Origin of the sequence: Thiobacillus denitrificans (genome assembly GCF_001530125.1) — a bacterium.
In the GTDB taxonomy this organism is placed as follows: domain Bacteria; phylum Pseudomonadota; class Gammaproteobacteria; order Burkholderiales; family Thiobacillaceae; genus Thiobacillus; species Thiobacillus denitrificans_C.
Genome location: NZ_LDUG01000010.1, coordinates 1 through 12,255, shown reverse-complemented (window position 1 = coordinate 12,255; position 12,255 = coordinate 1). Strand labels below are relative to the sequence as shown.

15 protein-coding genes and 2 pseudogenes are annotated in these 12,255 nt (G+C 58.5%); 15 read left to right on the top strand and 2 right to left on the bottom strand.

Going from position 1 to position 12,255, the window contains the following annotated elements; all coding sequences use genetic code 11:
- Window positions 1-246: pseudogene (locus ABW22_RS17590) on the bottom strand (IS630 family transposase); the annotation flags it as partial.
- Window positions 200-622, bottom strand: a complete 423-nt coding sequence (locus ABW22_RS02970) for a helix-turn-helix domain-containing protein (protein WP_157648528.1) — start codon at window positions 620-622, stop codon at window positions 200-202. The pseudogene ABW22_RS17590 and the gene ABW22_RS02970, both read right to left, overlap by 47 nt.
- Window positions 623-856: 234 nt before the next feature.
- Here ABW22_RS02970 and ABW22_RS02965 point away from each other — a divergent pair, with 234 nt between their 5' ends.
- From ABW22_RS02965 to ABW22_RS02900, 15 genes and pseudogenes are all read left to right on the top strand, one after another.
- Complete coding sequence (locus ABW22_RS02965) at window positions 857-1,186, top strand: HesB/IscA family protein (protein WP_059751825.1); 330 nt, start codon at window positions 857-859, stop codon at window positions 1,184-1,186.
- 71 nt (window positions 1,187-1,257) lie between these two features.
- A complete protein-coding gene (gene sufB, locus ABW22_RS02960) occupies window positions 1,258-2,694 on the top strand; it encodes a Fe-S cluster assembly protein SufB (protein WP_059751823.1) in 1,437 nt (478 codons plus the stop codon).
- Window positions 2,691-3,485 carry a Fe-S cluster assembly ATPase SufC gene (gene sufC / locus ABW22_RS02955; RefSeq protein WP_059751821.1) on the top strand — a complete coding sequence of 265 codons (795 nt, stop codon included), beginning with the start codon at window positions 2,691-2,693 and terminating at the stop codon, window positions 3,483-3,485. The genes sufB and sufC overlap by 4 nt, the downstream gene beginning before the upstream one ends.
- A complete protein-coding gene (gene sufD, locus ABW22_RS02950; protein WP_059751820.1) occupies window positions 3,482-4,831 on the top strand; it encodes a Fe-S cluster assembly protein SufD in 1,350 nt (449 codons plus the stop codon). The genes sufC and sufD overlap by 4 nt, the downstream gene beginning before the upstream one ends.
- Window positions 4,828-6,087 (top strand): cysteine desulfurase, encoded by a 1,260-nt coding sequence (locus tag ABW22_RS02945; protein ID WP_059751818.1) that lies wholly within the window; start codon window positions 4,828-4,830, stop codon window positions 6,085-6,087. The genes sufD and ABW22_RS02945 overlap by 4 nt, the downstream gene beginning before the upstream one ends.
- Window positions 6,087-6,572, top strand: coding sequence for a Fe-S cluster assembly sulfur transfer protein SufU (gene sufU / locus ABW22_RS02940; protein ID WP_059751816.1), 486 nt, complete (start codon window positions 6,087-6,089; stop codon window positions 6,570-6,572). Before ABW22_RS02945 ends, sufU begins: the two co-directional genes overlap by 1 nt.
- A 105-nt stretch (window positions 6,573-6,677) precedes the next feature.
- A complete protein-coding gene (locus ABW22_RS02935) occupies window positions 6,678-6,920 on the top strand; it encodes a BolA family protein (RefSeq protein ID WP_059751814.1) in 243 nt (80 codons plus the stop codon).
- A gap of 32 nt (window positions 6,921-6,952) precedes the next feature.
- Window positions 6,953-7,273 (top strand): Grx4 family monothiol glutaredoxin, encoded by a 321-nt coding sequence (gene grxD / locus ABW22_RS02930; RefSeq protein WP_059751830.1) that lies wholly within the window; start codon window positions 6,953-6,955, stop codon window positions 7,271-7,273.
- Between the two features lie 16 nt (window positions 7,274-7,289).
- Window positions 7,290-7,850, top strand: a complete 561-nt coding sequence (locus tag ABW22_RS02925) for a NifU family protein (protein ID WP_059751812.1) — start codon at window positions 7,290-7,292, stop codon at window positions 7,848-7,850.
- 210 nt (window positions 7,851-8,060) lie between these two features.
- A complete protein-coding gene (locus tag ABW22_RS18300) occupies window positions 8,061-9,311 on the top strand; it encodes a P-loop NTPase (protein WP_059751810.1) in 1,251 nt (416 codons plus the stop codon).
- Window positions 9,304-9,540 (top strand): annotated as a pseudogene (locus tag ABW22_RS18390) (NifU N-terminal domain-containing protein); the annotation flags it as partial. The gene ABW22_RS18300 and the pseudogene ABW22_RS18390, both read left to right, overlap by 8 nt.
- A gap of 35 nt (window positions 9,541-9,575) precedes the next feature.
- Entirely contained in the window at window positions 9,576-10,007 is a 432-nt protein-coding gene (locus ABW22_RS17810; RefSeq protein WP_237763208.1) for a NifU family protein, read from the top strand.
- The gene (gene moaA, locus ABW22_RS02910) at window positions 9,979-11,082 is read left to right on the top strand and encodes a GTP 3',8-cyclase MoaA (RefSeq protein ID WP_059751808.1); all 1,104 of its coding nucleotides are present in this window, start codon (window positions 9,979-9,981) and stop codon (window positions 11,080-11,082) included. The genes ABW22_RS17810 and moaA overlap by 29 nt, the downstream gene beginning before the upstream one ends.
- A 46-nt stretch (window positions 11,083-11,128) precedes the next feature.
- On the top strand, window positions 11,129-11,449 hold the full coding sequence (locus ABW22_RS02905; protein ID WP_059751807.1) for a non-heme iron oxygenase ferredoxin subunit: 321 nt from the start codon (window positions 11,129-11,131) through the stop codon (window positions 11,447-11,449).
- A 65-nt stretch (window positions 11,450-11,514) separates the two neighbouring features.
- Window positions 11,515-12,255: lipoyl synthase (locus ABW22_RS02900; protein WP_082708466.1), on the top strand; the 741-nt coding region annotated here is incomplete at its 3' end.

The window sequence follows — 12,255 nt, the reverse complement described above, 5'->3', positions numbered from 1 at the left end:
CAAAGAACCGAGCACATTGACACGGGTTTTTCCCGCCGTCGTCGCTACGATTTTCCTCTCGCCTTTGATCGACCAGCCGTAGCCCAGTTTGGTGGCCATGGTGGGGTGAGCCGCATCAAGAAAAAGCAACGCCTCCCCCTCTGGCAGGCTGTCTTTCAGCGTGCGGTATGTGTCGATGAATTCGAGTTGCGCCTGGGGATCAGCCTTGGCTGGGGCGGGCCCCCCTTTTTTTGAAAGAAAAGTCATTGCGCTTGAGCCAATCCGTCATGCCCGAGAGGGAGAATTTGACGCCGAAAAGGCCTTTGACTTGTTGGACGACAGATTGTGCGCTGGCCACATCACAGGCGGCCAAGATGGCGCTCAACCGGGCAGCCTGCTCGGGGTTCAATTTACCCTCAGAGCCCCCGCTTGATCCCCCCAGCTTGTCGTTGTCGAAATAGTCTTGCAGGTGTCGACGGGCCGTTTGTTCATCGATGAAGAGAAACTTGGCAATCTCGGTAAAACTCTCGCCTTGATCGGCCAGCAGTACGACCTTCATGCGGTCGCCAATTTTGCGATCACGCTCAATCCGATGAGCTGATTTGAGGAAGGATCGTTGACTGGTGGTAAGAAAATTTTTCACCCCATATTCTCAGGCATGGCGTGAATCAAAAATCATCCTGGCAGCTGCATTTTGATTCGCGATTGCTATATAAGTGGCTCAGTTTTCGGTCGGCGGCAACAAGCAAACCTTCGCCATCCCGGTTTGGATGCATAACCACGGAGGTGGGGTGGTTGACTAAATTAGTCGGGCATTAAAGTCTATTGTTGACTAACATTGTCAACTATTCTGATCGCAGTTGAAAGGTAAAGAGTCATGGCAATCACGTTAACTGAAAAAGCAGCAAAAAAAATTCAATCGCAGCTGGCGAAAAACGGCAGCGGAATCGGTTTGCGCCTGGGCATAAAAAAAGTCGGCTGTAACGGTTTTGCCTACACCTTTGACTACGCCGCCGAAGCGCTGGCTGGCGACCAGGTGTTCGAGTCGCACAACACCACGCTGGTGGTTGACGCCGCCAGCCTGCCATTTATCGATGGCTCACACCTTGATTTCGTCAAGGAAGGTTTCAATGAAAGTTTCAAGTTCGACAACCCCAACGCCCAAGGTGAATGCGGTTGTGGCGAGAGCTTCAATCTAAAAAAATAACCAAACCACGCTGTAAATGGTCACGGGGCCGCGCAGGAGCGTGGTCTGGAAAATAACCAGAGGTAAGTTCAATGAGTGCAGTACTGCAAAACTTGGTCAACCAGCCCTACAAGCACGGGTTCGTCACCGACATCGAATCGGAGGTCGCGCCGAAGGGCCTCAATGAAGACATTATTCGCATGATTTCGAGCAAGAAAAAAGAGCCCGAGTGGCTGCTCGAATTTCGCCTCAAGTCCTACCAGGCATGGCTCAAGATGACGGAGCCCGAGTGGCAAAATTGTCACCACCCGAAGATCGATTATCAGGCGATCAGTTATTACGCCGCACCCAAGATCAAAGCAAAGTTAAACAGTATCGACGAGGTCGATCCTGAATTGCTGCGTACCTTCGAGAAGCTGGGTGTACCGCTGCATGAGCGCATGGCGCTGGCGGGCGTTGCGGTCGATGTGATTTTTGACAGTGTCTCGGTAGCCACGACCTACAAACACAAGCTGGCCGAAGTCGGCGTCATTTTCTGTTCGATGTCGGAAGCGGTGTTGGAGCATCCCGAGCTGGTGCAGAAGTATCTGGGCACCGTGGTTCCAACCGGCGACAACTTTTACGCCGCGCTCAACTCGGCGGTATTTACCGACGGCTCGTTTTGCTTTATCCCCAAGGGCGTCAAGTGCCCGATGGATTTGTCGACCTACTTCCGCATCAACACCGAGGAGTCAGGGCAATTCGAGCGCACGCTGATCATCGCCGAGGAAGGGGCGTCGGTGTCCTACCTGGAAGGTTGTACCGCGCCAGCGTTCAGCACCAATCAGCTGCATGCGGCGGTGGTCGAACTGGTGGCCCTCGACAATGCCGACATCAAATATTCCACGGTGCAGAACTGGTATGCGGGCGATGAAAACGGCGTTGGCGGTATTTACAACTTTGTCACCAAGCGCGGCCTGGCCAAAGGTGTCAACGCGCGTATTTCGTGGACCCAGGTCGAGACCGGTGCAGCGATCACCTGGAAGTATCCCTCGGTGGTCTTGCTGGGCGACAACTCGGTTGGTGAGTTTTATTCGGTCGCGGTGACCAACAACTACCAGCAAGCCGATACCGGCACCAAGATGATCCACATTGGGAAAAATACGCGCAGCACGATTGTCAGCAAAGGCATTTCCGCCGGCAAGTCGAACAACAGCTACAGGGGTCTGGTCAAGATTGCGGCCAGTGCCACTGGTGCGCGCAATTATTCACAGTGCGACTCAATGCTGATTGGCGAAGAGTGCGGCGCCAACACCTTCCCCTATATCCAGGTCCTCAACAACAGCGCCCAGGTTGAGCACGAGGCGTCAACCTCGAAGATCGGTGAAGACCAGATGTTCTATTTTGCCCAGCGCGGTGTCGATGCCGAGGCAGCCGTGTCGATGATCATCAACGGCTTCTGCAAAGACGTATTTCAACAATTGCCCCTGGAGTTTGCGGTCGAGGCGACCAATCTCCTCAGTTTCAAACTCGAAGGAAGTGTCGGATGATTTACCAAGACAGCAAAGTATTACTCGAAGTGCGTGGACTGTGCGCGAGCGTGAATGGCGTCGAAATTCTGAAGGATCTTGACTTCACGGTCAAGAGCGGTGAAGTCCACGCCATCATGGGCCTAAACGGTTCTGGCAAGAGCACCTTCGCCAAGGTACTCGCGGGCCACCCGGCCTATGAAGTGACCAGTGGCAGCGTGCTGTTCGAAGGCCAGAACCTGTTGGCGCTGAAACCCGAAGAACGCGCGCGAGCCGGACTTTTTCTGGCCTTTCAGTACCCGATCGAGGTACCCGGTGTCGGTAACGGTCAGTTCCTGCGCCTCACCTACAACACGGTTCAAAAACAGCGTGGCAAGGAAGAACTCGACCCGCTTGAGTTTGACGACTTCGTACGCGACAAGATGAAGCTGCTGGAAATGAACCCCGATTTTCTGGACCGTAGCGTCAATGAAGGTTTCTCCGGTGGCGAAAAGAAGCGCAACGAAATACTGCAGATGGCGCTGCTCGAGCCCCGTCTGGCCATCCTTGATGAGACCGATTCCGGCCTTGATATCGACGCGCTGAGGGTCGTCGCCCACGGCGTCAACCAGCTCACCACCAAAGACAACGCGATGGTGATGGTGACGCATTATCAGCGTCTGTTGAACTATATCGTGCCCGACTACGTGCACGTGATGGAAGCCGGCCGCATCATCAAGACCGGCGGCAAGGCGCTGGCACTCGAGCTTGAGACGCGCGGCTACGAGTGGGTCAGCGCAGAGCACCAGGCTGCAGCGAGTGTGCCCGTATGAGCGACGCCACCGCACTGACTCCGGCGATTGCCGGGCGTTATCTTGAAAGCCTGTTGGCAGGACAGCCGCAGCGGGCGGCGAGCCCCTTGGCGTGGCTCAAGGCGCTGCGCGCGGAGGCGGTCGAGCGCGTGGGCGCGTTGAGGCTGCCCACCACGCGTGACGAGGAGTGGCGTTTTACCGATATTTCCCTGCTCGGCAAGACGTCGTTTGCGTCAGCGCTCAGTGCCACTTATCTGGAAGCGGCCGATGTCGCCCCCTTTTATATTGAAGAAGCAACCACCCGGCTGGTGTTTGTGGATGGTATCTATGCGCCGGAGTTATCCAGTCCCAATGCAGGTAGTGGTACCCACAGCGGCGTGGTGGTGTCCAATCTGACGTCCGCGATGGCTGCGCACGCGGCGGCCATCAAGCCGCATCTCGGCCGGCACGCACCCTTTACCAACGATGCATTCGCCGCGCAAAATACCGCATTTCTGCACGATGCCGCAGTGGTCATCGTGCCGCGTGACGTATCGGTGGCAGCGCCAGTTCATTTGCTGTTTATTGCGACGCAAAAAGAGGTTGTGAGTACCCCGCGCTGTCTGGTGCTTGCCGAGGCTGGCAGCGCCGTGACCGTGATCGAGGATTACGTCGTGTTGTACCAGCCGCGCTGGCAAGAAGAAGCCCATTTCACCAACGCCGTCACCGAAGTCGTGTTGGCAGACAATGCGCATGTGACGCACATCCGGGTTCAGCGCGAAGGCAGTAAAGCGTTTCATATTGCCAACTGCGCGGTGTCGCTCGGTCGCGCCAGCAATTATCAGTCGGTCAGCGTCGCGCTTGGCGCGCGCCTGTCGCGCTACAACCTGAACGTGATGCACACGGCCGAGGGCGCCACCTGTGCGCTCGACGGGCTGGCGCTGATCTCCGGCAGGCAGCTGGCCGACACCCATAGCTGCATCGACCATGCCCAGCCCCACGGCACCAGCCGCCAGCTGCACAAATGCATCGTCGGTGGCAGTGCACATGCCGTCTTCAACGGCAAGGTCATGGTGCGCGAAGGCGCGCAGCGTACCGACGCCCGGCAATCCAACCGCAACCTGCTGTTGACCGCCAAGGCGCACATCGATACCAAGCCGCAGCTGGAGATTTTTGCTTCCGACGTCAAGTGCACGCATGGGGCGACTGTTGGCCAGCTCGACAGCGAAGAGGTGTTTTATCTGCAAAGCCGCGGGCTGACCGATGCCGCTGCCCGCAACCTGCTGACCTATGCGTTCGGCGCCGAGATCATCGACCGCATTCCCATCGCATCGCTCAAGCAGCAACTTGAGCAGACGGTGCTCGAACAAACTGCAAGCCTGCCATGACCACTCTTCAAATGGTACGCAAAGAACCAGCGGCGCCAGGCCTCGACGTCGAGCGGATTCGCGCCGATTTCCCGATCCTCAGGCTGCAGGTCAACGGCAAGCCGCTGGTCTACCTCGACAATGCGGCGTCGAGCCAGATGCCGCAGCAGGTCATTGATCGCCTGGTGCGCTATCAGACCACGCAGCACGCCAATATCAATCGTGCGGTGCATGCCCTGTCCGAGATCTCGACCAACGAGTATGAGCAGGCGCGTCGCAAGCTGCAGCATTTCATCCATGCGCGGGAAGAGCGCGAAGTGATCTTTACCAGCGGCACCACCGATGCCATCAATCTGGTGATGCACGGCTACGGCCGCAAGTTCATCGGGCCCGGCGACGAAATTATCCTGACCACGATGGAGCACCATTCCAACATCGTGCCGTGGCAGATGCTGGCCGAAGAAAAAGGCGCAACGATTCGTGTGGTGCCGATCAACGACGCGGGTGAGCTGGTGATTGACGACTATGAGAAGTTGTTCAACGAGCGCACCAAATTCGTCAGCGTGATGCACGTCTCGAACGCGCTGGGAACGATCAACCCGGTCAAGCAGATGATCGCTTTTGCCCATGCACGCGGCGTGCCGGTGCTGGTCGATGGTGCGCAGGCCGTGCCGCACATGCAGGTCGATGTACAGGATCTTGACTGCGACTTTTACGCATTTTCGGGGCACAAGCTGTGCGGCCCGACCGGCATCGGCATTCTCTACGGCAAGGCGGCGTTGCTGGAGCGGATGCAACCCTTCAAGGGCGGCGGCGACATGATCCTGTCGGTGACGTTTGAAAAAACCACCTACAACACCATCCCGCATAAATTCGAGGCCGGAACGCCACCCATCGCGGCCGCGATCGGACTGGGTGCCGCAGTGGATTATTTGTCGGCCATCGGCATGGACGCCATTGCGGACCACGAACTCGGCCTGCTCAATTACGCGACCGCGCAGTTAAGTCGCGTGCCGGGCGTGCGCATTATCGGCACCGCCAAAAACAAGGCCGCCGTGCTGTCATTCACCGTTGACGGCGTGCATCCACACGACATCGGGACACTGCTCAATCAGGAGGGCGTCGCGGTGCGCACCGGACATCATTGCGCGCAGCCGGTGATGCAGCGCTACAAGCTGCCGGCCACCTCGCGCGCCTCGTTTGCGTTTTACAACACCCTGGCCGAAGTCGACGCCCTGATCGCCGGCATTCGCAGCGTGCAGAAAGTGTTTTCATAATGACCGATCCCCGAGCCTTGTATCAAGAGGTCATCCTTGATCACAACAAGAAGCCGCGCAATTACGGCACGCTCGCGCACGCCAGTCACCAGGCGGCGGGCCACAACCCGCTGTGCGGCGACCACATCGACGTGGCACTCCATCTCAGTGGCGAATGCATAGCCTGCATCGCGTTTCAAGGTGCGTCGTGCGCGATCTGCAAAGCGTCGGCATCGATGATGACGGTGGCCGTCAAGGGCAAGACCCGGGCAGAGGCAGAAACACTGATTCACGAATTTACCGATATGTCGACCGGCAAGCTCGATCTGAGCGGGGATCATCACATCGGGCGGCTGGTGGTGTTTGCCGGGATAGCCGACCTGCCGGTGCGCGTCAAATGCGCGATTTTGCCGTGGCACACGCTGCACGCCGCATTAAACGCCGTTGAGAGCACATCGACCGAGGCGGAACTTGATCCGATGCACGTGACGATCGGTGATGCATGAAGATGAAAATAATTTTCCCCCATGGCGTACACAGAGCTTTCAGTGATCGTATCGCTGCTGCATTCCTTGTCTGTGTTCACAGTAAGTTTAGATTGAGAGACTCCAATGCTGACAGCAAATGACTTGAGAAGCTACATCCTGGATGGCTTGCCAAGCGACCACGTCGAAGTGCGGGGGGATGACGGACAGCACTTTGAAGCGGTGATCGTCAGCCCCCAATTCACCGGAAAAAGCATGGTGCAGCAGCACCAGCTGGTATACGGCGCGCTGGGCCAGCGCATGCGTTCGGAAATTCACGCCTTGTCGATACGGACCTTCACGCCGGACGCCTGGCTAATTCACCAGTAAAGACGGCAACTAAACAACTTTGGAGAATGAACATGACGGATGCGCAGACAAGAATCAACCAGCAAGTGACGACCAACCCGGTCGTGCTTTACATGAAAGGCACGCCCCAATTTCCGCAGTGTGGCTTCTCGGGCGCGGCGATCAAGATGCTGAGGGCATGCGGCGGACCGAGCCTCTTCACGGTAGACGTGCTGGCCGACCCGGAAATTCGGGATGGCATCAAGTCCTATGCTAACTGGCCGACCATTCCGCAGCTTTATATCAAGGGTGAATTTATTGGCGGTTCGGACATCATGCGCGAGATGTTCGAGCAAGGCGAGCTACAAAAATTGCTGCAAGCGGCAGAGGGATAAGTTTGAGGAAATCAACATGCCAAAAATTGCTGAAATCGAAGACACCCCCAACCCGAATGCGGTGAAGTTCACGCTTCATGAGCCGCTGACCTGGGGTATTTCGCATTCCTACGAGAACGCAGAGCAAGCCAGGGACGATGTACTCGCCTCCACGCTGTTCGACATTGAGCACGTAAGCAATGTGTTTTACGTTGATCGCTGGCTCACCGTGACGCAGGACGGCGGCGCCGACTGGCCGGAGCTGGTGCGCCTGATTGCCGTGCCATTGCGCGCCGCGCCGGCGGCGGCCGCGCAGTCCGCTGCCGCGGTTTTTGCAGCGCGCACAGCCATCGCCGATCTCAGCGAGGAAGACCAGGCGCGCCTTGAAGAAATCAACGTGCTGCTGGATGAGCGGATTCGCCCCTCCCTGCAAGGCGACGGTGGTGACCTGCACGTGGTGGGCCTGGCTGGCAACTATCTGAGCATCCACTATCAGGGTGCTTGCGGCAGCTGCCCGAGCTCGATTTCCGGCACGCTCAAAGGCATCGAGAACCTGGTTCGGACCATTGAACCGGACATCGAAGTCGTGGCGGTGTAGCTTGCTGTACAGCTTGTATACCGCCGTTCCATTCCGCGCTTGGCTTCCAATGCCTGATTGCGTTCATGTCGTGCCGTAACAGCCAAGAAGCGCGCGGGTCTTTGGCGATGTCGATCTATTGAATTTCTTCTCTGCCATGTTGGCGCACATGACATGACATGACATGACATTCATTTACCCCACTGAACTCAAAAGGCAAGGAGACTGGCCATGCAGACCACTGACCACAACCACCAGCAGCACGCGCCTGGCACGTTATCCCAGCCGGACGTCGGCCCCGAGAAGCTGCCCGGAATCCGTCACATCATCGCCGTCGGCAGCGGCAAAGGAGGCGTCGGAAAATCCACGGTGAGCGTCAATCTCGCGCTCGCGCTGCAGCAGCTAGGGGCGAGTGTCGGGATAGTAGACGCCGACATTCTTGGTCCCAGCATCCCCGGCATGCTTGGCATTCCGACGGGTGAGCCGCCAGCGATGACCCCGGAGAACAAGATGATCCCGGCAGAACGGCACGGCCTGAAGGTGGTGTCTATGGGCATGCTCACCGGAGACGACAAACCGGCCGTCCTGCGCGGGCCGATGGTGGGCAAATACCTGAAGATGTTCGTCGGCGGCGTGCAATGGGGACCGCTGGATTACCTGATTCTCGATCTGCCGCCCGGCACCGGCGATACCCAGTTGACGCTGGCGCAAAGCATGCCGCTGTCGGGCGTGGTGATCGTGACGACACCCCAGGCCGTGAGCCTCAAAATCGCCCGCCGCGGCTTGCGCATGTTCGAGAAGGTGCAGGTTCCGATTCTCGGGATCGTCGAGAACATGCGCAGCTTCACCTGCCCCCACTGCGGCGAGAGCACGGATATCTTCCGTCACGGCGGCGGCGAGCAGATGAGCCAGGAGCTCGGCGTCCCGTTCCTGGGCGCCTTGCCCCTTGATGCCGATGTTGTCACCTGCGGTGATGAGGGCAGGCCCATCGTGGTGGACCAGCCGAAGTCGGTCAGCGCACGGGTGTACGCCACCATCGCCGCAGCGCTGGTGGAGCAGCTCCACGCGGCGGTCGCGACGCTGAAGCCCTTTGTCTGGAAGTGGGACAGCAACGAGGGGGCGCCGGCCTGGCTGGAAGGCGCGGTCCGGCCTGCTGGAGCGCGGAACACGCCCATCGGTCTCCTGCGCCGCGATCCGCGTACCTTGTCCATCCTATGGGAGGACGGTCATCGCGACGACTTCGACGTCCGCGACCTGCGCCTGGCGTGTCATTGCGCCCTCTGCGTCGAGGAGATGAGCGGACGCAAGCTGCTCGATCCCAAGACGGTGCGCGCTGATGTGAGCCCGCGCCAGATCGTGAGCGTGGGCAACTACGCGATCGGGTTCGATTGGAACGATGGCCATAACAGCGGTATCCATTCGTTTAACGACCTGCGCGCTTTGGGCGAGCGCGCTATGACGAAGAACGTCGAAAATGTCTGAAGCACTGTCCGTGTATAGGACGCCTGCGAATCCGACACTGGTGGAGCAGCCGGTCAGCATCCGCGCGGAGACTTCTCTCGCCGACCCCGACACCTGCAAGTTCACCGTGAGCCGCAGCTTACATCCCGGCGGCCCCTTTTTTTTCGGCAACAAGGAACGGGCTGCCGGGTCGCCGCTGGTCGAGCGACTGTTCGCGCTCTCCAGTGTGGCCAACGTGCTCATCGCCGAGAGCGTGGTGACCATCGGCAAGGAACCGGAGGCCTCGTGGTCGGGTCTGAAAGCGGCCATCGGAACGGCCTCCGGACACAGCTGCTCACCGGCGTGCCGGCGATCCTGGAGATGGCGGCCTGCGCCAGCACGCAAGGACGATCAGATGCCGAGCTTGGCGTGGTCGTTCAGCAACTGCTGGACGGGCAAGTCAATCGCTCCATCGCGAACCACGGCGGGAAGATTTCGCTCGTGGACGTCCGCGAAGGCAAGCTTTTCATCAGCATGAGCGGCGGCTGCCAGGGCTGCGGGTCCTCCCAGGTGACGCTGAGGCAGGGCTTGGAAGTCATGGTGAAAAGGGTCGTCCCGGAAATCGTGGAAATCGTCGATGCGACGGATCACGCAGCGGGGAAGAAGCCGTTCTACCCGCGTGCCGTCAGTCCACCCAACAAAGACCTCCATGACCGCCACGGTAATCCCTCTCATTGACCAGCGCACCGCCAACCGTGTGCCGGTCATTCCGGCGCACGCGCTTAGCCCCAGCGGCGCGCTGGCGGACACGCGTGGCCGGCTCATGCGCGACCTGCGCATTTCAGTCACCGACCGCTGCAACTTTCGCTGCACTTACTGCATGCCCAAGGAAGTATTCGACAAGGACTATCAATTTTTACCGAAATCCGAACTATTGAGTTTTGAGGAAATAACGCGCATGACGCGCCTGTTCGCTGCGCACGGTGTCAATAAAATCCGCCTCACCGGCGGCGAACCCCTGCTGCGCAAAAACCTCGAGGTTTTGATCGAGATGCTGGCCGCCCTCAAGACGCATGACGGCAAACCATTGGACCTGACCCTCACCACCAACGCCTCGTTGCTGGCCAAAAAAGCCAAGGCGCTCAAGGCCGCCGGCCTGCAGCGCGTCACCGTCTCGCTCGATTCGCTCGATGAAGCTGTATTTCGCGTCATGAACGACGTCGATTTTCCGGTGGCCGATGTGCTCAAGGGCATAGCCGCTGCGCATGACGCGGGCTTTACGTCCATCAAGATCAACATGGTGGTCAAGAAAGGCGTCAACGATCAGGACATCGTTGCGATGGCGCGGCGCTTCAAGGGCAGCGGCCACATCGTGCGCTTCATCGAATTCATGGATGTGGGCTCCTCCAACGGCTGGCGTATGAACGATGTTGTGCCATCGGCCGAGATCGTGCGCAGGATCAGCGACCAGATGCCGCTCATCGAAGCCGAACCCAACTACACCGGTGAAGTCGCCGAGCGCTGGGCCTATGCGGATGGGAGCGGTGAAATCGGCGTTATCTCCAGCGTGACGCAAGCCTTTTGCTCCACTTGCACCCGCGCCCGGCTCTCGACCGAAGGCAAGCTGTACACCTGCCTGTTCGCGCAGTCCGGCCATGATTTGCGCGCGCTCATGCGTTCGGGCAAGAGCGACGAGCAAATCGCCGCTTCCATAGGCTTGATCTGGAACCAGCGCGAAGACCGGTATTCTGAAATTCGCACAGAAGAAACTGCGCGAACGAAGAAAATTGAGATGTCTTATATCGGTGGCTGAAAATTCCATGCGCACCAAATTTGAATTTTGTGAATGAAGGATTGAAATGAGTGAATGGATCACGGTAGCGCGGGCCGAAGAGCTCGCGCCAGACGAGCGGCGGGTGATAGAAGTGGACGACGCGCAGGTCGTTGTATTCAACCTCGACGGCCAGTACTACGCCATCGAAGACGTCTGCACCCATGATGGTGGACAGCTCACCGGCGGCACCGTCGAAGGTGACCAGATCGTTTGCCCCCGGCACGGGGCACGCTTTTGCATCCGCACCGGCGCGGCATTGTCCGCGCCAGCTTACGAGCCGACCAGAACTTTCCCGGTACGCGTAGAAAACGGCCAGGTTCAAGTGCGCGATAACCGATGGGATTGAGACAAATACCTCAATTGACATTGCCTCGCCCTGCGCGTGCCGAAGTTAACCAGGACACCAGCATCATGAGCATTGAAACCATCAGCTTCAGAAATATTGTGTCGGTATTACCGCACGCATCCCCCACCAACCCTCGGCCGGACCAGCAAAGAGGTTCCCTCAAGACCAAGCGCGACGAGAACCTTGCCGCCGAAAGACTGCCCAAGCCCAACTGGATTCGCGTCAAGGCGGCGTCATCCTCAGGCCGCTTCAGTGATATCAAGGACATCGTGCGCACCAACCAGTTGGTGACCGTGTGCGAAGAAGCATCCTGTCCCAACATCGGCGAATGCTGGAGCAAAGGCACCGCGACCTTCATGATCATGGGCGACAAATGCACGCGGCGCTGCCGGTTCTGCAACGTCAGCACCGGCCGCCCCGATCCGCTGGATGCCAACGAACCGCAACGACTCGCGCAAACCATCGACTTGATGAAACTTAATTACGTCGTCATTACTTCAGTTGATCGCGATGATTTGCGTGACGGCGGCGCCAGCCATTTCGTCGCCTGCATCCGCCAGATCCGCGCACTGTCACCGAATACGCGCATCGAGATACTGACCCCCGACTTTGGTGGCCGGCTGGACTTGGCGCTGGCAATCCTCAGCACCGCGCCGCCGGACGTGTTGAACCACAACATCGAAACCGTGCCACGCCTTTACAAAGAAGCCCGTCCCGGCGCAGATTTTCAAAACTCGCTCAACCTGTTAAAAAATTTCAAGCACGCGCATCCCGCCATACCGACCAAGTCCGGCCTCATGGTGGGG